General features: G+C 75.7%; 20 protein-coding genes and 2 pseudogenes. 17 read left to right on the top strand and 5 right to left on the bottom strand.

Going from position 1 to position 21,438, the window contains the following annotated elements; translation table 11 throughout:
- The first annotated feature begins 36 nt into the window (after positions 1-36).
- Positions 37-474 (top strand): 30S ribosome-binding factor RbfA, encoded by a 438-nt coding sequence (rbfA, locus tag OVA14_RS00385; protein ID WP_267504368.1) that lies wholly within the window; start codon positions 37-39, stop codon positions 472-474.
- A gap of 2 nt (positions 475-476) precedes the next feature.
- Here rbfA and OVA14_RS00380 read toward each other — a convergent pair whose 3' ends face one another.
- Together OVA14_RS00380 and OVA14_RS00375 are read right to left on the bottom strand one after the other, a co-directional pair.
- Positions 477-1,733 (bottom strand): RNB domain-containing ribonuclease, encoded by a 1,257-nt coding sequence (locus tag OVA14_RS00380; RefSeq protein WP_324288022.1) that lies wholly within the window; start codon positions 1,731-1,733, stop codon positions 477-479.
- A gap of 179 nt (positions 1,734-1,912) precedes the next feature.
- Positions 1,913-2,788: pseudogene (locus OVA14_RS00375) on the bottom strand (A/G-specific adenine glycosylase).
- Between the two features lie 38 nt (positions 2,789-2,826).
- Here OVA14_RS00375 and OVA14_RS00370 point away from each other — a divergent pair.
- Positions 2,827-4,149, top strand: a complete 1,323-nt coding sequence (locus tag OVA14_RS00370; RefSeq protein WP_267504366.1) for a DUF418 domain-containing protein — start codon at positions 2,827-2,829, stop codon at positions 4,147-4,149.
- Between the two features lie 41 nt (positions 4,150-4,190).
- Entirely contained in the window at positions 4,191-4,892 is a 702-nt protein-coding gene (locus OVA14_RS00365; RefSeq protein WP_267504365.1) for a uridine kinase, read from the top strand.
- Between the two features lie 34 nt (positions 4,893-4,926).
- Here OVA14_RS00365 and OVA14_RS00360 read toward each other — a convergent pair whose 3' ends face one another.
- Positions 4,927-5,919, bottom strand: a complete 993-nt coding sequence (locus tag OVA14_RS00360; protein ID WP_267504364.1) for a ketopantoate reductase family protein — start codon at positions 5,917-5,919, stop codon at positions 4,927-4,929.
- A gap of 58 nt (positions 5,920-5,977) precedes the next feature.
- Here OVA14_RS00360 and truB point away from each other — a divergent pair.
- The 9 genes and pseudogenes from truB to OVA14_RS00315 all read left to right on the top strand — a co-directional run bounded on the left by truB (position 5,978) and on the right by OVA14_RS00315 (position 13,530).
- Positions 5,978-6,872: pseudogene (gene truB / locus OVA14_RS00355) on the top strand (tRNA pseudouridine(55) synthase TruB).
- Positions 6,869-7,240, top strand: coding sequence for a hypothetical protein (locus OVA14_RS00350; RefSeq protein ID WP_267504363.1), 372 nt, complete (start codon positions 6,869-6,871; stop codon positions 7,238-7,240). Before truB ends, OVA14_RS00350 begins: the two are co-directional and overlap by 4 nt.
- Before the next feature lie 51 nt (positions 7,241-7,291).
- The gene (locus OVA14_RS00345) at positions 7,292-7,693 is read left to right on the top strand and encodes a hypothetical protein (RefSeq protein ID WP_267504362.1); all 402 of its coding nucleotides are present in this window, start codon (positions 7,292-7,294) and stop codon (positions 7,691-7,693) included.
- Complete coding sequence (locus OVA14_RS00340; RefSeq protein WP_267504361.1) at positions 7,690-8,625, top strand: bifunctional riboflavin kinase/FAD synthetase; 936 nt, start codon at positions 7,690-7,692, stop codon at positions 8,623-8,625. Before OVA14_RS00345 ends, OVA14_RS00340 begins: the two co-directional genes overlap by 4 nt.
- A 127-nt stretch (positions 8,626-8,752) precedes the next feature.
- A complete protein-coding gene (gene deoC / locus OVA14_RS00335; protein ID WP_420710631.1) occupies positions 8,753-9,763 on the top strand; it encodes a deoxyribose-phosphate aldolase in 1,011 nt (336 codons plus the stop codon).
- Positions 9,764-9,770: 7 nt separating this feature from the next.
- Positions 9,771-11,213, top strand: a complete 1,443-nt coding sequence (locus OVA14_RS00330) for an aldehyde dehydrogenase family protein (RefSeq protein ID WP_267504359.1) — start codon at positions 9,771-9,773, stop codon at positions 11,211-11,213.
- Positions 11,210-12,079, top strand: a complete 870-nt coding sequence (locus tag OVA14_RS00325; protein WP_267504358.1) for an aldehyde dehydrogenase family protein — start codon at positions 11,210-11,212, stop codon at positions 12,077-12,079. Before OVA14_RS00330 ends, OVA14_RS00325 begins: the two co-directional genes overlap by 4 nt.
- Positions 12,079-13,020 carry a cation diffusion facilitator family transporter gene (locus tag OVA14_RS00320; protein ID WP_267504357.1) on the top strand — a complete coding sequence of 314 codons (942 nt, stop codon included), beginning with the start codon at positions 12,079-12,081 and terminating at the stop codon, positions 13,018-13,020. Before OVA14_RS00325 ends, OVA14_RS00320 begins: the two co-directional genes overlap by 1 nt.
- A gap of 33 nt (positions 13,021-13,053) precedes the next feature.
- Positions 13,054-13,530 (top strand): hypothetical protein, encoded by a 477-nt coding sequence (locus tag OVA14_RS00315; protein ID WP_267504356.1) that lies wholly within the window; start codon positions 13,054-13,056, stop codon positions 13,528-13,530.
- 58 nt (positions 13,531-13,588) lie between these two features.
- Here OVA14_RS00315 and OVA14_RS00310 read toward each other — a convergent pair whose 3' ends face one another.
- Entirely contained in the window at positions 13,589-14,887 is a 1,299-nt protein-coding gene (locus tag OVA14_RS00310; protein WP_267504355.1) for a M20/M25/M40 family metallo-hydrolase, read from the bottom strand.
- A 302-nt stretch (positions 14,888-15,189) separates the two neighbouring features.
- Here OVA14_RS00310 and OVA14_RS00305 point away from each other — a divergent pair, with 302 nt between their 5' ends.
- The 4 genes from OVA14_RS00305 (at position 15,190) to OVA14_RS00290 (ending at position 19,049) form a co-directional block, all read left to right on the top strand.
- A complete protein-coding gene (locus OVA14_RS00305) occupies positions 15,190-15,825 on the top strand; it encodes a methyltransferase domain-containing protein (protein WP_267504354.1) in 636 nt (211 codons plus the stop codon).
- A gap of 29 nt (positions 15,826-15,854) precedes the next feature.
- The gene (locus OVA14_RS00300) at positions 15,855-16,724 is read left to right on the top strand and encodes a tryptophan 2,3-dioxygenase (RefSeq protein WP_267504353.1); all 870 of its coding nucleotides are present in this window, start codon (positions 15,855-15,857) and stop codon (positions 16,722-16,724) included.
- A 450-nt stretch (positions 16,725-17,174) separates the two neighbouring features.
- Complete coding sequence (locus tag OVA14_RS00295) at positions 17,175-17,780, top strand: hypothetical protein (protein WP_267504352.1); 606 nt, start codon at positions 17,175-17,177, stop codon at positions 17,778-17,780.
- A gap of 27 nt (positions 17,781-17,807) precedes the next feature.
- On the top strand, positions 17,808-19,049 hold the full coding sequence (locus OVA14_RS00290) for a kynureninase (protein WP_267504351.1): 1,242 nt from the start codon (positions 17,808-17,810) through the stop codon (positions 19,047-19,049).
- Positions 19,050-19,120: 71 nt separating this feature from the next.
- On the opposite strand, the gene OVA14_RS00285 is transcribed toward OVA14_RS00290, so the two are convergent.
- On the bottom strand, positions 19,121-19,738 hold the full coding sequence (locus OVA14_RS00285) for a hypothetical protein (RefSeq protein ID WP_267504350.1): 618 nt from the start codon (positions 19,736-19,738) through the stop codon (positions 19,121-19,123).
- Between the two features lie 164 nt (positions 19,739-19,902).
- Here OVA14_RS00285 and OVA14_RS00280 point away from each other — a divergent pair, with 164 nt between their 5' ends.
- On the top strand, positions 19,903-21,420 hold the full coding sequence (locus OVA14_RS00280) for an aspartate ammonia-lyase (protein ID WP_267504349.1): 1,518 nt from the start codon (positions 19,903-19,905) through the stop codon (positions 21,418-21,420).
- The last annotated feature ends 18 nt before the right edge of the window (positions 21,421-21,438 follow it).

Below are 21,438 nucleotides of genomic sequence, written 5' to 3'. Positions count from 1 at the left end.
CAGGATCGCTCCCACAGGGAGCAGGAGGGACGAGCCATGAGCGAGAACCCCAGGGCGAGGAAGGTCGCCGACCGCATCCGCGAGATCACCGTCCGCGCGCTCGAGCGCGAGGTGCGGGATCCGCGGCTGGGCTTCGTGACGATCACCGACGTGCGCGTCACGGGCGATCTGCAGCACGCGACGATCTTCTACACGGTGCTCGGCACCGACGAGGAGCGGGCCGACACGACGGCGGCGCTCTCGAGCGCGAAGGGCGTCGTGCGCCGCGAGCTCGGCAAGGGCCTGAGCCTCAGGCTCACGCCGTCGATCGAGTTCATGCTCGACGCGCTGCCGGAGTCGGCGTCGACGATCGAGCACCTGCTCGACGAGGCGCGCGTGCGCGACAGGCAGAGCCACGACGCGGCGTCGAGCGCGCAGTACGCCGGCGAGGCCGACCCCTACCGCAAGCCCCGCGAGCTCGACCCCGAGGACTGAGCTCAGCCCGCCGCCGGCGCCTCCGCGAAGCGCAGGCGGCGGGCCGCGAGGTCGGCCTCCACGAGCCTGGCGCGGATGCGCTCGCCCGGCTCGGCGTCGGTGTCGCAGCCGGCCTCGGCGGGCGGGTCGAGCAGCTGGACGGTCGCGCCGGCGTCGCGGCGCTCGACGACGACCGCGTCGAAGTCCTCGCCCACGCGGTCCTCGAGCACCGCGATCTCGACCGCATCGACGCTCTCGCGCTCGAGCCGGCCGGCGAGCGCGCTCGACGACTGCATGACCCCCGGCAGGCCCTCGAGCCCCTCGACGGCCCACGCGGGCGCCTCGCGCCCGTTCGCGACCGCCTCGCAGATCGTGAGGCCGAAGCGGTCGACCAGCCGCCGCAGCGGCGCCGTCACGTGCGCGTACGGGGCGCCGATCGCGGCCTGCTCGACGTCCTCGGCGCGCGTCGCGGGCGTCACGAGCGTGTACCCGGCGCCGCGGAACAGGCGCCGCGCGGCCTGCAGGATCGCGAGCGTCGTGGGCTTCTCCCGGTCGAGCCGCCGCAGGAACGCGCCGTAGTGCTCGTCCTCGGCCCAGGTCTCGCCGATCGCCGCGACCTCCTGCCGGAACCGCCGCACGTCGGGGGCGGGCGGCGAGGGCATCGTGCGCACGATCCCCACGCCGGCCTCGAGCATGAGGCGCGCGGCCTCCATGCCCGTCAGCAGCGACAGCTGCGCGTTCCAGCGCTCCACCGGCAGCAGGGCGCGGCGACGCAGGCTCCAGCGGCCGTCCTCGGCCACGACCTCCTCCTCGGGCATGTCGAGGCTCGCGCCGTCGCGCTCCGCCTCGAGCGCGATGCGCGCCTCGCCGACCTCGCGCAGCAGCGCCAGCATCGGGTCGCCCGCGTCGACGCGCCGCTGGGCGTCCTCGTAGGTCAGCTGCTCGCGCGAGCGCACCCGCGCCCGCTCGAGCGCCGTGGCGGTGGGCCTGCCGTCGGCGTCGAGCCGGAACGTCCAGACGAGCGCCGCACGCTCCTCGCCGGGCAGCAGGCTCGCGGCGCCCTCCGAGAGCGCGGTCGGGTGGAGGGGGATGCGCGCGTCGGGCGCGTAGAGCGTCTGGCCGCGGCGCCGCGCCTCGGCGTCGATCGCGCCTCCGGGTGCGACGAAGGCCGACACGTCCGCGATCGCGTAGCGGACGACGATGCCCGCTCCCTCGCGCGCGAGGTGCAGCGCCTGGTCGAGGTCGGTGGAGCCGGGCGGATCGATCGTCACGAAGGGCACGTCGGTCGCGTCGGCGTCGGGCAGGGGAGGGGCCGCCGCGAGCCGCGCGGCCTCCGCCTCCGCCTCGGCGGGGAAGGCCTCGGGCAGGCTCGAGGTCGGCGCGGATCGCGGCGAGCGCAGCCGCGAGGGCGCCGTCGCCGTCGCGGAGCCGCTGGTGTCGTGCGGGCATGGCGCCGAGGCTAGTCGGGCAGGCTGACCGAGCCGCCCTCGCGCACGACGAGGCCGTCCTCGGCGAGGGAGGCGAGCGCCCGCTCCAGGCTGCTCGGCGTCCGGCCACAGGGCCGGCAGGCTCCGCCTCGGCGAGCGGACCGTCGAGCCCGCGGAGCGCCCGCAGCACCGTTCCCCGGGCCTGGCGGTCGCTCCCCGCGAAGCGCGGCTGCCGCGGCGCGCGGCGCCCCTCGTAGGCGGGATGGCCCGCCGCGCGCCACGCGCACGCCGCCGCGAGCGGGCACGCCTCGCAGTCGGGGGTGCGCGCGGTGCACACGAGGGCGCCGAGGCTCCATGAGCGCGATCGAGACGACGGCGGCGTCGGCGCGCGCCTCGGGCAGCAGCGCCTCGACGTCGGCGAGGTCGCGGCGCGCGGCGGGGCCCTGCTCGCCCTGCCCGTGGACGGCGCGCGCGACGACGCGGCGCACGTTCGTGTCGACGACCGGGTGGCGGTCGCCGAAGTGGAAGACGGCCACGGCGCGTGCCGTGTAGTCGCCCACGCCGGGGAGCGCGAGGAGCTCGTCGACGTCGCGCGGCACGACGCCGCCGTGGCGCTCGGCGATCGCTCGCGCCGCGTCCTGCAGCCGCAGCGCACGGCGCGGGTAGCCGAGCGTGCCCCACTGCCGCAGCACCTCGTGGGTGGGGGCGTCGGCGAGCGCCTCGGGCGTGGGCCACCGCGCCAGCCACTCGTCGATCGCGATGCGCACGCGGGCCACCTGCGTCTGCTGCAGCATGATCTCGCTCACGAGCGTGCCCCAGGCGTCGAAGTCCGGCCGCCGCCAGGGCAGGTCGCGGGCGTGCTCGCGGTACCAGTCGGCGAGCGCGTCGAGGTCGGGGGCACCGAGCATCCAGCCAGCGTAGACCGCGCCTCCGTACCGTCGATCCCGTGAGCCATCCCGACGCCCACCCCGCCCAGCACGCCCACCGGGCCGCGCCTCCCATGCCCGTCCAGGCAGCCGCGCCCGCCGATCCCCGGCTCGAGGTGGACCTCGCGGCTGCGGCGACCGCCGCGCGCGGCCGCAGCCTCGCGCCCGACCTCGCGCGCGGCCTCATGCTGCTCCTCATCGCGCTCGCGAACGTGCCGTGGTGGCTCCACGGCCGCGAGCAGGCGGTCACGACCGCCCACCAGCTGGGGCACGGCGGCGCCGACCTCGCGTGGCAGGTCGTCTCGCTCGTCGCGATCGACGGCCGCTCCTACCCGCTCTTCGCGTTCCTCTTCGGCTACGGCATGTGGCAGCTCTACAGCCGCCAGTCGGCTGCCGGGACGCCCTGGCGTCGGGCGCGCGGGCTGCTGCAGCGCCGTCATGCGTGGATGCTCGCGCTCGGCGCCGTGCACGCGCTCCTGCTCTGGTTCGGCGACATCGTGGGTGCCTACGGGCTCACGGGGCTCGTGGTCGCCGCGCTGCTGCTGCGCCGCTCCGACCGCGTCCTCGCCGTCGTCGCGTGGAGCATGGCGGGCGTGCTGCTGCTCGTGGGCCTCCTGGGCCTCGCGGGCGGGCTCGTGCTGAGCACGGGCGTCGCGGGCGACCCCGCGGGGTTCGGCGGCGCGCTGCTGCAGCAGGCGGCGGGGGAGGGGGACTACCTGCGGTTCGCCCTCGACAGCATCGGCGCCTGGCTCGTCGCCACCCCGCTGCAGCTGCTCGGCCTCTCGGTGCCGCTCGCGGTCGTGCTCGGCATCCTCGCCGCGCGCCGCGGCCTCCTCGACCGCCCCGCCGAGCACCGCCGCGCGCTCGTGCGGATCGCCGTCGGCGGCATCGCGATCGGCTGGACGGGCGGCGCGCTCGCGGCCGCCCAGCATGCCGGGCTCCTCTTCGAGCCCGCCCTCGGCTGGGCGACCATGGGCCTCTCGATGCTCGCGGGCATCGCGGGCGGCGTCGGCTACGCCGCGCTCTTCGGCCTCGTCGCAGCGGCCATCGGCGACCGGCAGGGCGCGGTGAGCCGCGCGGTCGCGGCCGTCGGCAAGCGCTCGCTCTCCTGCTACCTCGTGCAGTCGGTGCTCTTCGCGCCGCTGCTGGCGGCCTGGGGGCTCGGGCTCGGCGGCGTGCTCTCGCCGCTGCAGGCGGCCGGGCTCGCGGTCGCGGTGTGGCTCGTGACGCTCGCCGTCGCGGCGGTGCTCGAGCGCGGCGGCAGGCGCGGCCCGGCGGAGGCGCTCCTGCGCCGGCTCTCGTACGGCAGGCGCGGCCTCGCCGCGCCCTCGGCGATGCGCTGAGCTCTCGGCGGCCGCGCACGCGCCCGGCCTAGGCTTGCCGCATGGTCGACCGCTCCCTCCTCATGCGCGCCGCGTCCTGGACGCCCGAGCAGAAGGAGCTCTACACGCGCGTCGTCGACCAGCTGCAGCGCCGCAGCCCGCGCGGCCGCAGGATCATCGGCGTCGACGGCCGCGACGCCGTCGGCAAGACGCGCTTCGCGGATGCGCTGCAGGTGGCGTTCGCGCGCGCGGGCGTCGAGGCGTTCCGCGCGAGCGTCGACGACTTCCACCGACCGCAGGCCTTCCGGTACCGGCAGGGGCGGGACTCCCCGAAGGGCTACTACGAGGACGCCTTCGACGTCGAGCTGCTCGACCGCGTGCTGCTGCAGCCGTTCCGCATGGGCGGCTCCACGGGCTTCCAGACGGCGGCGTTCGACCTCGAGCGCGACCAGCCGATCGAGATGGAGTGGCGCACGGCCGGGCCCGACGCCGTCCTCATCGTCGACGGCGTCTTCCTGCAGCGCCCCGCCCTCGCGGGCAAGTGGCACGCGAGCATCTTCCTCGTGGCCGACGACCGCGTGCGCGGCGAGCGGCTGCGCGCGCGCGACGGCGCCCACCCCGACGTGCAGCACGACTCCCACAGGCGCTACCGCGAGGCGCACGATCGCTACGAGCGCGAGACAGGGCCGCGGGCGCGGGCGACGATGGTGATCGACACGAGCGACTGGCGCGCGCCGCGACAGGTCTTCGACGACCGCTGCTAGCGAGCGCCCTGCGGGCGCACAGCAGGGGGAGGCGCTAGGCCAGCGCCCGCACCGTCGATGCGGGCAGGAAGCGCCCCGTGCGCTCGACCTCGTGCACGAGCCCGACGAGCGCCGCGTTCACGGGGGCGTCGAGGCCGAGGGTCGCCGCCGCCTCGACGACGGCGCCGTTGATCGCGTCGACCTCGGTCGGCTGCCCGCGCCGGATCGACTGCTGCGTCGAGCCGAGGTTCGGCACCTCGCCGAGGCGGTCGGCGATCCGCAGCGGCACGAGCGACGCGACGCGGTCCGGCGCCGACGCGACGAGCCGCACGAGCGCGGGGCCGAGCCCCTGCAGCGGCTGGAAGCGCACGCGCGCCGCGAGCCCGGTGCGGGCCGTCTCCCGCATCGAGGCGACGAGCACGGCGCGCAGGCCCGGGTCGCGGATGACGTCCTGCACCGAGCGGCCGACGATCGCGGGGATCGCGTTCACCATGTTGATGAGCAGCTTCGTCCACTGGGCGCCCTCGATCGAGGCGGTGAGCGAGGTCGGGAGCGCCTCGCCGAGGAGCGCCTCGAACCGCGCGCCCTCCCGCCCGCCGACGATCGTGTCGCCCGCCGCGGTCACGGTGACGACGCCCGGCTCCATCGAGTTGGCCGCCATGAGGGCGATGCCGCCCGCGACGCGCTCGTGCCCGAGCAGCGCCGCGGCGGCGCGCTCGCCGCCGAGGCCGTTCTGCACGACGAGCAGCGGCACGTCCGCGAGGGCCGCGCGGCTCGCCTCGAGCGCTGCCGCGGCGCCCGTGGCCTTCGTGGCGAGGATCGCGACCTCGGGCCGCTCCTCGAGCGCGGCGACCGCGGGGATGCGCGCGTTGTGGGCGCCGAGCGCGCCGCGCAGCCGGAGGCCGTGCCGCTCGATCGCCGCGAGGTTCTCGCCGCGCGCCACGACGACGACCTCGTGCCCGATCGCGTCGAGCCGCGCCGCGATCGCGCCCCCGATCGCGCCCGCGCCGATCACCGCGACGCGCTGCCGCGTCCACTCACCCGCCATGCCGCCAGGCTACCGACGGCGGCACGCGGCGCCGACCGCGCGCGGCTAGGCTCGGAGGGTGCCCCAGCCAGTCCAGCCCGACGGGATCCTGCTCGTCGACAAGCCGCAGGGCATCACGAGCCACACGGCCGTCTCCCGCGCCCGCCGCGCGCTCGGCACGAAGAAGGTGGGCCACGCGGGCACGCTCGACCCCATGGCCACGGGCCTGCTGATCCTCGGCATCGGACCGTCGACGCGCCTGCTGACGCACGTCGTCGGCCTCGACAAGACCTACACGGCCACGATCGCGCTCGGCCGCACGACGGTCACCGACGACGCCGAGGGCGACGTCACGGGCGAGGCGGATGCGTCGCACCTGACGGCCGACGACCTCGCCGCGCCCATGGCGGCGCTCACGGGCGACATCGAGCAGGTGCCCTCGGCCGTCTCGGCGATCAAGGTCGACGGCCAGCGCTCGTACGCGCGGGTGCGCGCCGGCGAGGAGGTCGCGCTCGCCGCGCGGCCCGTCACGGTCGCGCGCTTCGAGGCGCTCGCCTTCCGCCCCGGCGCCGTCGCCGAGCTCGACGTCGTCGTCGACTGCTCGAGCGGCACCTACATCCGCGCCCTCGCGCGCGACCTGGGCGCCGCGCTCGGCGTCGGCGGCCACCTCACGGCCCTCCGCCGCACCCGCATCGGCGCCTTCGCGGTCGACGGCGCCCCGATCGCCGATCGGCTGCCGGAGGACGCCGCCGCGCTGCTCGTGCCGCCCGCGGCCGCCGCCGCCCGCATCCTGCCCGTCGTGCAGGCTCGACGACGAGCGCGCCGCGGACCTCGCCCACGGCCGCCGCACGCCGGCGCTCGAGGGCGAGGAGGGCGTGGTCGCCGCCGTGCACGGCCAGCGCCTCGTGGGCATCGCCCGCGTCTCCGGGCGCCGTCTCCTGCCGGTCACGAACTTCCCGACGGCCGACGCATGATCTCCTGGCTCATGCTCGCGCAGGCGATCGCGCTCGGCGCGATCGGCGCCGTCGTCGCGATCGCGGGCCTCGCCCGCAGGCCCTTCGGCGACTGGGTGCTCGGGGCCGCCGCGCTCACCTTCCTGACGCTCGTCGTGCAGGTGGTCGCATCGATCATCGCGCCCATCGCGGGCGCGGGTCCCACGGGCGACCTGCTCGAGTACTGGACGTACCTGCTCACCGCGATCCTGCTGCCGCCCGCCTCGGTGCTGTGGGCCTTCATCGACCGGCGCGGCAGCTGGTCGACGCTCATCGTCGGCGTCGGCATCCTCGCCTGCGCCGTCATGGTCTACCGCATGCACCAGATCTGGTTCGTGCAGGTCGCCTAGCCTGCGGCGCACGCGTCTCGAGGCCCCTGCGCCCGGCGTAGGATCGATCGAGTGAGCGAGCGCAGGCATGCCGGGATCGGACGCGTCCTCATCGCGGTGTACGCGGTGCTGGCGCTCGCGGCGACGGGCCGCTCGTTCGTGCAGATCGTGCGCAGCTTCGACGAGGCGCCGCTCGCCTACGCGCTGAGCGCCCTCGCCGCCGTCGTCTACATCCTCGCCACGGTCGCGCTCGCGATGCCGGGCCGGCGCTGGCGCCCCGTCGCGCTCGCGGCCGTGTGCTTCGAGCTCGTCGGCGTCGTCGTGGTCGGTGCGCTCTCCCTGCTCCACCCCGAGCTGTTCGCCCACGACACGGTCTGGAGCCGCTTCGGCATGGGCTACCTCTTCATCCCCGCCGTGCTGCCGTTCCTCGGGCTCTGGTGGCTGCGGGCGAGCCGCGAGCGGAGCGCCGCATGAGCGCGCTCGACTGGGCCGACGCGCTCGAGCCGCGGCCGAGCGCCGTGACGGTCGGCAAGTTCGACGGCGTGCACATCGGCCACCGGCGCATCATCGAGCAGCTGCGGGCGATCGCCGACGCCGAGGGCCTCGAGACCGTCGTCGTGACCTTCGACCGCAACCCGCTCGAGGTCGTGCGCCCCGACCGCGCGCCGCTGCCGCTCACCACGACGGAGCACCGCATCGAGCTGCTGCGCGAGGCGGGCGTCGACCGCGTCGTCGTCATCCCCTTCACGGCGGAGGTCGCGGCGGTGCCGGCGGAGGAGTTCGCGCGGCGGGTGCTCCTCGACGGCCTCGACGCGCGCGTGCTGCTCGTCGGCGACGACTTCCGCTTCGGCGCCCGCGGCGCGGGCGACGCGGCGCTGCTGCGCGAGCTCGGCGCGCCCGCGGGCGTGCGCGTCGAGTCGATCGACGACATCTGCTTCGCCGACGGCAGGCGTGTCTCCTCCACCTGGATCCGCGAGGCGCTCGCCCTCGGCCGCGTGCGCGAGGCGACCGAGATGCTCGGCCGCCGGCATCGGCTCTGCAGCGACGTGGTGCGCGGCTTCCAGCGCGGCAGGGCGCTCGGCTACCCGACCGCGAACCTCGGCGCACCCGTCGAGGGCTTCGTGCCCGCGGATGGCGTCTACGCCGCGTGGGTCGACGTCGACGCCGGGCGCTTCCCGGCCGCGGTCTCGATCGGCGACAACCCCACCTTCGAGGGCGTGCCGCAGCGCACGGTCGAGGCCTACCTGCTCGACGTCGACCTCGACCTCTACGACCAGCGGATCTCGCTCGAGCTCGTCGACTTCGTGCGGCCGATGCACCGCTTCGAGAGCCTCGACGAGCTCATCGCGCAGATGGGGCGCGACGTCGAGGCGACCCGCGAGATCCTGGCGGCCGACCGGGGCTGAGCGGCGCCGCGCGCGCCCGGGGCGCGCGCCGGGCTAGACTCGTGCGTCCAGATGCCGCGGGCCCCGCCCGCGCCGGATTCCACCGCGACGGAGCGAGGGCGCTCCGCGCGGAGACGTGAGGAACGCAGTGACCCCATCCCGTGCCGCGCTCGCACCCGCCGAGCGCGCCGTCCAGCTGCTCGGCGGCGACCTGTCCGAGGTCGCCCTCCGCCGCCACCTCGAGGGCCTGCCGGCCGTCGACGCGGTGGGCCTCGAGGCCCGCGCGGCCAGCCTCGGCACCCGCTCGATCAAGACCACGTCGAAGGCCGCGGCGCTCGACCTCGTGATCCGCATGATCGACCTCACGACGCTGCAGGGCGCCGACACCCGCGGCAAGGTGCGCTCGCTCGTCGCGAAGGCGCTCGTGCCCGACGCCTCCGACGCCTCGACGCCGAGGCCCGCCGCGATCTGCGTCTACGGCGACATGGTGCCGCACGCGGTCGAGGCGCTCGGGTCCGCGTGGAGCGCGGGGAAGGACGACGGCATCAACGTCGCCGCGGTCGCCACCGCGTTCCCCTCCGGCCGCGCGAGCCTCGCGGTGAAGCTCCAGGACACCCGCGACGCCGTCGAGGCGGGCGCCGACGAGATCGACATGGTCATCGATCGCGGCGCGTTCCTCGAGGGCGCCTACGGCAGGGTCTTCGACGAGATCGTGCGCACCAAGGAGGCGTGCCGCCGCGCGGACGGCACGTACGCGCACCTCAAGGTCATCCTCGAGACCGGCGAGCTCGTGACCTACGACAACGTGCGCCGCGCCTCGTGGCTCGCCATCCTCGCGGGCGGCGACTTCATCAAGACCTCCACCGGCAAGGTGCAGCCCGCGGCGACCCTCCCGGTGACGCTGCTCATGCTGCAGGTCGTGCGCGACTGGGAGCGCCTCGCCGGCGAGCGGATCGGCGTGAAGCCCGCGGGCGGCATCTCGACCGCGAAGGACGCCATCACGTACCTCGTCACGGTCGCCGAGACCTGCGGCGAGGCCTGGCTCGACCCCCACCTGTTCCGCTTCGGCGCCTCCAGCCTGCTCAACGACGTGCTGCTGCAGCGCCAGAAGCTCACCACGGGCCGCTACTCCGGCCCCGACTACGTGACGATCGACTGAGGCGACCATGACCTTCCTCGAGTACGCGCCGGCCCCCGAGTCGACGTCCATCCTGCAGCTCCGCGACGAGTACGGCCTCTGGATCGGCGGCGAGCACGTCGCCGGCGGCGGCACGCCCTTCGCCTCCGCCTCGCCCGCGACCGAGCGCCGCATCGCGCTGTTCGCGAGCGCCGACGAGGGCGACGTCGACCGCGCCGTCCGCGCCGCACGCACCGCGTTCGAGCGGACGTGGGGCCCGATGAGCGGCCGCGACCGAGGCAAGTACCTCTTCCGCATCGCGCGCATCCTGCAGGAGCGGGCGCGCGAGCTCGCCGTCGCCGAGACGCTCGACAACGGCAAGCCCATCAAGGAGACGCGCGACGCCGACATCCCGCTCGTCGCCCAGTGGTTCTTCCACTGCGCCGGCTGGGCCGACAAGCTCGACCACGTCGGGCTCGGCGCGAGCCCGCAGCCGCACGGCGTCGCCGCGCAGGTGATCCCGTGGAACTTCCCGCTGCTCATGCTCGCGTGGAAGGTCGCGCCGGCGCTCGCCGCCGGCAACACGGTCGTGCTGAAGCCCGCCGAGACGACGCCGCTCTCGGCGATGCTCTTCGCCGAGGTGTGCGAGCAGGCGGGCCTGCCCGCCGGCGTCGTGAACATCCTCACGGGCGCGGGCGAGACGGGCGCGGCGCTCGTGCGCCACCCGGGCGTCGACAAGGTCGCCTTCACGGGCTCCACCGCGGTGGGCCGCGAGATCGCGAAGGCGGTCGCCGGCACCGAGAAGCGGCTCACGCTCGAGCTCGGCGGCAAGGGCGCGAACATCGTCTTCGACGACGCCCCCATCGACCAGGCCGTCGAGGGCATCGTGAACGGCATCTTCTTCAACCAGGGGCACGTCTGCTGCGCCGGCAGCCGACTGCTCGTGCAGGAGAACGTGCACGACGCGGTGCTCGAGCGCCTCAAGGAGCGGATGTCGACGCTGCGGCTCGGCGACCCGCTCGACAAGAACACCGACATCGGCGCCATCAACTCCGCCGAGCAGCTCGAGCGCATCACGCGCCTCGTCGAGCTCGGCGAGTCCGAGGGCGGCGAGCGCTGGAGCGCGCCGTGCGAGCTGCCCGCTGCGGGCTACTGGTTCCCGCCGACCGTCGTCACGGGCGTCGAGGCCTCCTCGACGATCGCGCGCGAGGAGATCTTCGGGCCCGTGCTCTCGGTGCTGACCTTCCGCACGCCCGACGAGGCGATCGCGAAGGCCAACAACACGCCCTACGGCCTCTCGGCCGGCATCTGGAGCGACAAGGGCTCCCGCGTGCTCGCGGTTGCCGACAGGCTGCGCGCGGGCGTCATCTGGACGAACACGTTCAACAAGTTCGACCCGGCGAGCCCCTTCGGCGGCTACAAGGAGTCCGGCTACGGCCGCGAGGGCGGCGTGCACGGCATGCAGGCGTACCTGAAGGCAGGGAAGCGATGACCACCACCACGACCGCGCGCCTCGACGTGCCGAAGACCTACAAGCTGTTCATCGGCGGCGCGTTCCCCCGCAGCGAGTCGGGGCGCGTCACCGAGGTGCTCGACAGGCGGGGCCGCTTCGTCGCGAACGTCGCGAAGGCGAGCCGCAAGGACGCGCGCGACGCCGTGCGCGCCGCCCGCAAGGCGCATCCCGGCTGGGCGGGCGCCACCGCCTACAACCGCGGGCAGGTGCTCTACCGCGTGGCCGAGGTGCTCGAGGGCCGCGCCGCCCAGTTCGTCGACGAGCTGCAGCGCACCGAGGGCCTCACCGCCGCCCGCGCGCGGAAGCAGGTGGAGGAGGCGATCGACCTGTGGGTGCACCACGCCGGCTGGACCGACAAGATCGCCGCCATCGGCGGCAGCGCCAACGCCGTCGCCGGGCCCTACTTCAACCTCTCGGTGCCGGAGCCGACGGGCGTCGTCGCGATCGTCGCGCCGCAGGAGCAGGGGCTGCTCGGCCTCTCGGCGGTGCTCGCGCCCGCGCTCGTCACGGGCAACGCGGTCGTGGTCGTGCCGGCGGAGGCCTCGCCGCTCGTCGCGATCTCGCTCTCGGAGGTGCTCGCCACGAGCGACCTGCCCGGCGGCGTCGTCAACGTGCTCACGGGCGAGGCGGCCGAGCTCGCGCCGTGGCTCGCGAGCCACGCCGACGTGAACGCGCTCGACCTCACGGGCGCGGGCGCCCTCGACTGGGTCGCGCTCGAGGCGACGGCGGCCGATACGCTCAAGCGCGTGATCCGTCCCGAGCCGGGCCTCCCGCCCGCCACCCCGCAGCGCATCCTCGCGCTCACCGAGACGAAGACGGTCTGGCACACGAAGTCCCGCCTGTAGTGGGGGCCGGGCACGACCACGCGCACGGCGCCGGAGGCCACGCGCACGGCGCGGGCGCCTCCGGCCGCACGCGCATCGCGGTCGCGCTCGGCATCACCTCCGCCGTGCTCGTCACGCAGGTCGTGGGCTCGATCCTCACCGGCAGCCTCGCGCTGCTCGTCGACACGGTGCACATGCTCACCGACGTCGCGGGCCTCGCGGTCGCGCTCGTCGCGCAGGTGCTCATCGCCCGGCCGCCGACGCAGCGCCGCACCTGGGGGCTCGTGCGCGTGGAGGTGCTCGCGGCGGCCGCGCAGGCGGCGGCGCTGCTCGTCGTCGCCCTCGTGGTCGTCGTCGAGGGCGTGCGCCGCATCGCCGAGCCGCCCGAGGTGCCGGGCGGCATGCTGCTCGCCTTCGGCGTCGTGGGCCTCGTCGGCAACGCGATCTCGCTCGTCGTGCTCGCGCGCGGCCGGGGCGACTCGCTGAACCTGCGCGCGGCGTTCCTCGAGGTGCTGAACGACGCGGTCGGCTCGGTCGCCGTGATCCTCGCGGGCCTCGCGATCTGGCTGTGGGGCTTCCAGCAGGCCGACCTCATCGCCTCGGCGCTCGTCGCGGCGCTCATCGTGCCGCGCGCGGCGGTGCTGCTGCGCGACGCCGGCCGGATCCTGCTGGAGTCGACGCCTCCGCAGCTCGACCTCACCGAGGTGCGGGCGCACCTCGAGGAGCAGGAGCACGTGCTCGCGGTCCACGACCTGCACGCCTCGACGCTCGGCACGGGCACGCACCAGCTCACGGCGCACGTCGTCATCGACGAGGCGTGCTTCCGCGACGGGCACGCGCCGCGCATCCTCGACGCCCTGCAGGCGTGCGCGGCCGAGCACTTCCCGGTGGCGCTCGAGCACGCCACGTTCCAGCTGGAGCCCCCGGGCCACAGCGCCCACGAGACGACGACGCACGCCTAGCGGATCGATCGTCCGCTTCGCTGGCCCCGGGGCATGGAGACGACCGACGCCGCGGCCACGCGGATCCCGAACCCGGTGACCGGCTCGGTCGACGACGGCCGGCCGCTGCACACGATCCCGACGACCCCGATGCTCGTGGGCCGCTACGCGCTCGTGTCGTGGCTGCCGCTCTCCGTCCTCGCGGCGCTGCCCTTCGACCTCGCCCCGCCGCTGTGGCTCGTGCTGGTGGCGCTCACGCTCCTCGTGCTCTGCAGCTGGCGCGCCGCGGGCTCGCTGTGGCGGTCCGTGCCGCCCGGGCGGTGGCTCAGGACGCACCTCGGCGTCGGGGCGGTCGTCCTCACCGGCTGGATCGCGGGCGCCGCGACGGGCGAGCACCTCATCGCCCTCGTGCCCGCGCTCCTCGCGCTCGGCGGCGTCCTCGGGGCGGCCCTCCTGCACTGGCGGCTCGCCGCCGCGACGCCGACCGGTCACCTGTGGTCACGATCGGGCCCTCCCGACGACCACGCGTGACCGCTCGCGGGGCTGCGCGGGCGGGAGCGACCGCTCGGCGGGCCGGCGGCTCGGCGAGTCAGCAGGAGCGCTCGAGCAGGTCGGCGTACCAGCGGCAGCCGTCGAGCCAGGTGTCCTCGCGGATGCGCTCGTCGCGGGCGTGGAGGCCCAGCCGCTCCTCGCGCGTCATCGCGAACGGCGCGAAGCGGTACACGCGGTCGGTGACGCGGTGCGCGTGCCGGCCGTCGGTACCGCCGAGCACCACGTAGGGCACCGTGAGCACGTCGGGTCGCAGGCGCCCGATCGCCGCCTCGAGGTCGAGCCACCCGGGCCCGCTCGAGGGGCTCACGGGGCTCGGCCCGTGCCCGTGCAGCAGCGAGACCTCGACGGCCGGGTCGGCGATCGCGGCACGGATGCGCGCGAGCGTGCCGGGGACGTCCTCGCCCACGGCGATCCGCACGTTCGCGACCGCCACGGCCTCCTCTGCGAGCGCGTTGGGCGCGGCCGCACCCGAGAGCTGCGTGACGACCGCGGTCGTCGCGAGCATCGCGCGCGTCTCGTCGCCGCGGGCGAGGATGCGCTCGACGAGCGGCCGCGCCCGCCGCACGCGCCGCAGCACCGCGCCCTGGGCCCCGCGCGCCTCGGCGCCCAGCAGCTCGAGCATCCGGATCGCGGGCTCCGGCAGCGAGCGCGGGAAGCGGGCCCGGTCGAGCCGCCCGATGGCTCGCGCGAGCCGCGAGGTGGCGGGCAGCCGCGGCGGCGTCGAGGCGTGGCCGCCCTGCTGCGCGACGCGCAGCCGCACGTTCGCGAAGCCCTTCTCGGCGACGCCGACGACCGCGACGTCGCGCGCCACGCCGGCGATGGGCGGCTCGATGATCGCGCCGCCCTCGTCGAGCGCCCAGGCCGGCCGCACGCCGCGCTCGGCGAGCACCGCGATCGCGTCGGCGGCGCCCGTGCCCATCGTCTCCTCGTCGTGGCCGAAGAGCAGCCACACGTCGCGCGCGGGCCGGAAGCCCTCGTCGAGCAGCGCCGCGACGGCCACGCAGATGCCCACGAGCGAGCCCTTGTCGTCGAGCGTGCCGCGGCCCCACACGTGCGTGCCGTCGCGGTGGCCGGAGTACGGCGGATGCGTCCAGCCCTCGGCGGGCGCTGGCACGACGTCCTGGTGCGCCATGAGCAGCGCGGGCGCGCCCTCGCCGCGGCCGGCCCAGCGGGCGAGGATCGTGTCGCCCACCGCCTCCACCTCGAGCGCCGCGAAGAGCCGCGGGAAGCGGGCCTCGAGCGCCGCGCGGAACGCCGGCAGCTGCTCGGGCGACTCCGTCGGCACCTGCACGAGCGCGACGAGGTGGTCGAGGGCGGAGGCATCGATGCGCGGCATGCGCGCAGGCTACCGTCGCGCGCGCGGCGGGCCGTGGGAGCCTGGGGCGGAGCGCCCGGATCGGGCGCGCAGCGGATGCCGGGATCCGGCGCGGGGCGGGGGAGCGATGGCGGGGCACGAGGACGACGCGGCGCGCATCGCCGCGCTCCGCGCCTCGGGCAGCGCCTTCGCCGAGGCCGAGCTCGCCGAGCTGCGGCGCGCGGCCGCGGACGCCGGATCGCTCGACGCGATGGTCGCGCGCCGCATCGCGGGCGAGCCGATCGAGGTGGTGGTCGGCGGCGCCGCCTTCGGCGAGCCTGCGCGTGCTCGTGCGCCCGGGGGTGTTCGTGCCGCGCCGCCGCACCCTGCTCCTCGCGCGCCTCGTCGCCGCGGCGCTCGCGGCGGCTGCCGCCGCGCGCGGCGGCGCGAGCCTCCTCGACCTCGGCTGCGGCACCGGCGCGATCGCGGCGCTCGCCGCCCACCGGGTGCCGGGCCTGCGCATCGCGGCGGTCGACGCCGATCCCGCCGCCGTCGCCAACGCGCGCGCCAACCTCCCCGGTGCGCTCGTGCTGCTGGGCGCCGACCTCGGTGCGCTGCCGCAGGGCCTCCGCTTCGACGCCGTCGCCGCGAACCTCCCGTACGTGCCCACGGCCGAGCTCGCGCACCTCCCGCGCGACGCGCGCGAGCACGAGCCGCCGCTCGCGCTCGACGGCGGCCCCGACGGCCTCGAGCCCCTGCGCGCGCTCGCCCCGCAGGTCGCCGCGCGGCTCGCGCCCGGCGGCCTCGTCGGCACCGAGGTCGCGCCGCCGCAGGTCGCCGAGGCGATCCGGATCCTCGAGGCCGCGGGGCTGCAGGGCGCGCGCGTGCACGAGGACGACGAGATCGGCGCGACCGCCGTCACCGCCCGGCGCCCGTGCGCCGACCGCGCATCGCGCGCGGGGCATCGGGGGCCGCGCTAGCGTTGCTCCCGGCTGAGGGGAGGGCCGACGTGGCCGTCGAGGACAACACCCGCGAGATCGAGTCGACGATCGTCACCGACCTGCGCGACCGGCAGACCTACGGCTCCTACCTGGGCCTCGACACGCTGCTCGCCTCGCAGCACCCCAAGAGCCGCCCCGAGCACCACGACGAGCTGCTGTTCATCATCCAGCACCAGACGACGGAGCTCTGGCTGAAGCTCGTGCTGCACGAGCTCGACGACGCGCGGCGCCTGCTGGCGGCCGACGACCTCGGCTCGGCGCTGAAGCGCATCGCGCGCGTCAAGCACATCCAGGAGGTGCTGACGCAGCAGTGGTCGGTCCTCGCCACCCTCACGCCCACCGAGTACGCGCAGTTCCGCGGCGCGCTCGCGAGCGCCTCGGGGTTCCAGTCGGCGCAGTACCGGCAGGTGGAGTTCGCGCTCGGCAACAAGCACGAGCGCATGCTCAAGGTCTTCGAGGCCGCGCCCGAGGACCACGCTGCGCTCGCGGCCGAGCTCGAGCGGCCGAGCCTCTACGACGAGTTCCTGCGCCACCTCGCCCGCCGCGGCCACGCGGTGCCGCGGGAGGTGCTCGAGCGCGACGTGCGGAAGGCGCACGTCTTCCATGAGCCGCTCGTCGACGTCTTCGTCGGCATCTACGAGGGCGCGGGCACGCCGGGGGAGGGCGACGACTGGCGCGCCTACGAGGCGTGCGAGGAGCTCGTCGACCTCGAGGACAACTTCCAGATGTGGCGGTTCCGGCACCTGCGCACGGTCACGCGCACCATCGGCATGAAGACGGGCACGGGCGGCTCGAGCGGCACGAGCTTCCTGCAGCGCGCGCTCGAGCTCACGTTCTTCCCCGAGCTCTACGCCGTCCGCACCCGGATCGGCGCCTGAGCGCCGTGGTCGCCGCGCCCGCAGCGCCCGCCGAGCGCATCGTCCGCGTCGCCCGCGCGCGCGTCGCGGGCGCCTGGCACGAGGACGTCGCCGTCGCCGTCGGCCGAGGCCTGCGGCTCGCCCCCGAGGCCGACCGCGCCGCCCTCGAGCGCCTCCCGATCGCGCTGCTGCCCGCGCTCACCGACGCCCACGTGCACCTCGGCCTCGCCGAGCCCGGACCGACCGCGATCGGCCGCGCGCTCGACCTCGGCTGGGATCCGGCCCTACTGCCGGGCATCGCGGCCGCGCACCGGCATGCGGCGCCCGCGCTCGAGGTCGCGTGGGCCGGCGCCCTGCTCACGGCGCCCGGCGGCTACCCGAGCCGCAGCGGCTGGGCGCCGCAGGAGGCGGCGCACGCGGTCGCGGGTGCGCAGGACGCGGCGGCCGCCGTCGCCGCGCAGGCCGCCGCGGGTGCCGCCGTGGTCAAGGCTCGCGCTCAACGCCGAGGCCGGCCCCGTCGTCGACGACCTGACGCTCGTCGCGATCGTCGCCGCCGCGCGCGTCGCGGGCCTCCCGGTCGCCGCGCACGTGCAGGGAGCGGGCCAGGCGGAGCGCGCGATCGAGCACGGCGTCGCGATCCTCGCCCACGCGCCCTGGTCGGAGGCGCTGCCGCGGCGCGTCATCGAGGCCGCGGCCGCGCGCACCACGTGGATCTCGACCCTCGGCATGCACCGCCGCGACGGCGACGACGCCGCGTGGGGCTGCGCGGTCGACAACCTGCTGCGGTTCGCGCAGGCGGGCGGCGCCGTGCTGCACGGCACCGACCTCGGCAACGGCACGAGCCGCCTCGGCATCGACGACGAGGAGGTCGCGAGCCTCGTGACCGCGGCGCTCGGCGCCGGCCGCGTCGTCGACGCGCTCGTCGGCGCGCCGCTCGACGCGCTGCTCGGCCGCGCCGCGTCGAGCACGACCGCGCTGCCCGAGGACGTCGCCGACGACGAGGCCGCCATCTGGTCGCTGCACGCAGCGCGCGCCGTCACGGCCGCCGACCTCGACCCCGCATCCTTCGCCGCCTGACCGGCACGAGAGCCCGAGGAGCCCCGCATGACCGACGCCACGACCGACCTCCGCAGCCGCGCCGCCGCGCTCGACGCGGCCGACCCGCTCGCCCGGCACGCCTCGGCCTTCGTGCGCGAGGGCGACGTCGTCTCGTACCTCGACGGCAACTCCCTCGGCCGTCCGCTCGCGAGCCTGCCGCAGCGCTTCGCCGACTTCGTCGGCGGCGAATGGGGCACCCGGCTCATCCGCGGCTGGGACGAGCAGTGGATGGCGCGCCCCTACGCGCTCGGCGACCGCATCGGCGCGCTCGTCGGCGCCGCGGCCGGGCAGTCCTTCGTCGGCGACTCCACGACCGTCCTGCTCTACAAGCTCGTGCGCGCCGCCGTCGACGCGCAGCTCGCCGCCGATCCCGCCCGCACCGAGATCGTCATCGAGGACGACTCGTTCCCCACCGACCGCTTCATCGTCGAGGGCATCGCGGCCGAGCGCGGCTGCAGCATCCGCTGGCTCCGCGTCGACCGCGCCGCGGGGGCGACGCTCGAGCAGGTCGAGGAGGCCGTCTCCGAACGCACGGCGCTCGTGCTGCTCTGCCACGTCGCCTACCGCTCGGGCTTCGTCGCCGATGTGCCGGGCATCACCGCGGCCGCGCACCGCGCGGGCGCGCTCGTGCTCTGGGACCTCTGCCACTCGGCGGGCGTCATCCCCACCGAGCTCGACGCCTGGGGCGTCGACCTCGCGGTCGGCTGCAGCTACAAGTACCTGAACGGCGGCCCCGGCAGCCCGGCCTTCGCCTACGTGCGCACCGAGCACCAGGCCTCGCTCGCGCAGCCCATCCAGGGGTGGATGGGCGCCGCCGACGTCTTCGCGATGGGGGAGCGCTTCGAGCCCGCGCAGGGCCTCCGCCGCTTCGTCTCGGGCACGCCGCCCGTGCTCGCGACCGTCGCGCTCGAGGCGATGGTCGAGCTGCTCGAGGAGGTCGGGATCGAGGCGGTGCACGCGAAGTCGGTGGCGCTCACGGGCTTCGCGGAGCAGGCGATCGAGGCGCTCGTGCTGCCGCTCGGCGCGCGCCTCGTGAGCCCGGAGGCGGGGCCGCACCGCGGCAGCCACCTGACGATCGCGCACCCCGCGTTCCGCGAGGTCACGGCGCGGCTGTGGGAGCGGGGCGTCATCCCCGACTTCCGCGCGCCCGACGGCATCCGCATCGGGCTCTCGCCGCTGTCGACGACCTTCGCCGAGGTGCTCGTCGGCATCGAGGCGATCGCGGAGGAGCTGCGCGCCGCTGCCTGAGCGGCGCGGCGAGGCCGAGCGGCCGCGGCGGGAGGCGATCGGGTCGGGGCCCGAGCGCGGAGGCGTCGGCCTCAGCCGCGCACGACGTCCTGCACCGCGACGGCCGCGTCGACGGCCTGCTGGCCCGAGAACGGGGCCTGGCCCTCGGACCAGCCGACGGAGGCCGTGACGAACTGGTCGTAGACGTTGACGGTGCCCGCGAAGGGCGCGTCGAGCGCTGGCGGCTCGTCGACGCCCATCACGAACAGGCCGCGCTCGTTCGCCGCGGCGTCGGGGGTGATGAGGCGCGAGGAGGAGAGCGCGATGAGCTCCTCGGGCGCGAAGGCGATGCCCGAGACGGTGATGCGCAGCACCCGCTCTCCTGAGGTCCACGCGCACTGGCGCTCGACCGAGACGTCCTCCTGGTCCTGCGCGTCGCTGACCTCCTGGTCGAAGGCGAAGCCCGCGGGCACGATCGGAGCCACAGCGGCGTCGAGCGCCGCGCACTCCGGCAGCTCGGTCGGCGGTGCGATGGGGTAGCCCTCGGGCGCGTCCGGGTCGCCCTCGGCGGTCACGGGCGACTCGCTCGGCGCCGCCGAGCCGCTCGGCGCGGGCAGCGCGGGCGTCGTCGAGGGCTCGGGCTCGGCCGCCTGGCAGCCCGCGAGGGCGAGCGCGGTCACGACGACGAGGGGCAGGATGAGGCGGCGCACCCGGAGCACGATACTCCGCCGCGCCATGGCCGTCCGACGGGCGCGGCATCGCCGATCGGCACCGCGCGCCCGGCTAGGCTCGGTGCCGCGGGCGACCCCCGCGTTCGATGCACCGACAGACCCGTGGGCACGATCCCCGCGAGGCACGAGGCGATGGAGCCGAGATGACCGACACGCCCACGTACAAGCTCGACCCCGCGCCCCAGGGCGAGCACGCCTACAGCGGCCCCACGCGCCTCGAGCGCGACTCCCTCGGCGAGCTCCCCGTGCCGCGCGACGCCTACTGGGGCATCCACACCGAGCGCGCGCTCATCAACTTCCCCATCACGGGCCGCTCGATCTCGGTGTACTCCGACCTCGTGAACGCGCTCGCGGTCGTCAAGCAGGCGTGCGCGCGGGCGAACCGCGAGATCGGCGTGCTCGACCCCGAGAAGGCCGACCTCATCGACCGCGTGTGCCGGCGCATCCGCGGCGGCGAGCTGCACGACCAGTTCAAGGTGGGCGTCATCCAGGGCGGCGCCGGCACCTCCACGAACATGAACACGAACGAGGTCATCGCGAACGCGTGCCTCGTCGAGCTCGGCCACCGCAAGGGCTCCTACGAGCACTTCAGCCCCATCGACGACGTCAACCGATCGCAGTCGACGAACGACACGTATCCGACCTCCATCAAGGTCGCGATGGCGTTCACGCTGCGCCGCCTCCTCGACGAGCTGACGCTGCTCACCGACGCCTTCGACGCGAAGGCCACGGAGTTCCGCGACGTCCTGAAGGTCGGGCGCACGCAGCTGCAGGACGCGGTGCCCATGACGCTCGGCCAGGAGTTCCGCGGCTTCGCCGTCACGCTCCGCGAGGACCGCGACCGGCTCGAGGAGACGATCGCCTGGCTCTCGGAGGTCAACCTCGGCGCGACGGCGATCGGCACGGGCATCACCGCCGACCCGCGCTACGCGGAGGCCGCGTGCCGCCACCTCGCCGACCTCACGGGCCTGCCGATCGTCGCGGCCGCCGACCTCATCGAGGCCACGAGCGACACGGGCGTCTTCATGACGCTCTCCGGCACGCTGAAGCGCTGCGCCGCGAAGCTGTCAAAGATCTGCAACGACCTGCGCCTGCTCTCCTCGGGCCCGCAGGCCGGCCTCGGCGAGATCACGCTCCCGCCGAAGCAGGCCGGGTCGTCGATCATGCCGGGCAAGGTCAACCCCGTCATCCCGGAGGTCGTGAACCAGGTGGCGTTCGCCGTCATCGGCTCCGACGCCACCGTGACGGCCGCGGCGGAGGCGGGCCAGCTGCAGCTGAACGCCTTCGAGCCGGTCATCGCCCACCAGATCCTGCAGAGCCTGCACTGGATGACGCAGGCGTGCCTCACGCTGCGCGTCAACTGCGTCGACGGCATCGAGGCCAACCGCGAGCGCCTCGACCTCATGGTCGGCACCTCCGTGGGCGTCGTCACGGCCCTCACGCCCTACATCGGCTACGCCGCCTCGGCGAAGCTCGCGCACGAGGCGCTCACGGGCCACCAGTCGATCGCCGACCTCGTCGTCGAGGCGGGGCTCATGGACCGCGAGCGCGTCGAGAAGCTGCTGCAGCCCGCGCGGCTCTCGGGCCTCCAGCCCGTGACGCAGGCGATCCCCGTGATCCCCATGCCGGAGGCGCCGGCCCCCGCGGGCGACGCGCGCTGAGCCCCGCGCCCCGCTCCC

The organism is Agrococcus sp. SL85 (assembly GCF_026625845.1).
Taxonomy (GTDB): Bacteria; Actinomycetota; Actinomycetes; order Actinomycetales; family Microbacteriaceae; genus Agrococcus.
The sequence above is the reverse complement of the archived record's forward strand: the minus strand, read 5'-3'. Positions and strand labels throughout refer to the sequence as shown.

What these genes read in the sequence shown, in the direction of transcription:
- OVA14_RS00315 (WP_267504356.1), top strand. Translation starts at nt 13,054, where the DNA reads ATGGAGACGACCGACGCCGCGGCCACGCGGATCCCGAACCCGGTGACC.
- OVA14_RS00365 (WP_267504365.1), top strand. Translation starts at nt 4,191, where the DNA reads ATGGTCGACCGCTCCCTCCTCATGCGCGCCGCGTCCTGGACGCCCGAG.
- rbfA (WP_267504368.1), top strand. Translation starts at nt 37, where the DNA reads ATGAGCGAGAACCCCAGGGCGAGGAAGGTCGCCGACCGCATCCGCGAG.
- OVA14_RS00310 (WP_267504355.1), bottom strand. Translation starts at nt 14,887, where the DNA reads ATGCCGCGCATCGATGCCTCCGCCCTCGACCACCTCGTCGCGCTCGTG.
- OVA14_RS00340 (WP_267504361.1), top strand. Translation starts at nt 7,690, where the DNA reads ATGAGCGCGCTCGACTGGGCCGACGCGCTCGAGCCGCGGCCGAGCGCC.
- OVA14_RS00290 (WP_267504351.1), top strand. Translation starts at nt 17,808, where the DNA reads ATGACCGACGCCACGACCGACCTCCGCAGCCGCGCCGCCGCGCTCGAC.
- OVA14_RS00330 (WP_267504359.1), top strand. Translation starts at nt 9,771, where the DNA reads ATGACCTTCCTCGAGTACGCGCCGGCCCCCGAGTCGACGTCCATCCTG.
- OVA14_RS00350 (WP_267504363.1), top strand. Translation starts at nt 6,869, where the DNA reads ATGATCTCCTGGCTCATGCTCGCGCAGGCGATCGCGCTCGGCGCGATC.
- OVA14_RS00325 (WP_267504358.1), top strand. Translation starts at nt 11,210, where the DNA reads ATGACCACCACCACGACCGCGCGCCTCGACGTGCCGAAGACCTACAAG.
- OVA14_RS00280 (WP_267504349.1), top strand. Translation starts at nt 19,903, where the DNA reads ATGACCGACACGCCCACGTACAAGCTCGACCCCGCGCCCCAGGGCGAG.
- OVA14_RS00360 (WP_267504364.1), bottom strand. Translation starts at nt 5,919, where the DNA reads ATGGCGGGTGAGTGGACGCGGCAGCGCGTCGCGGTGATCGGCGCGGGC.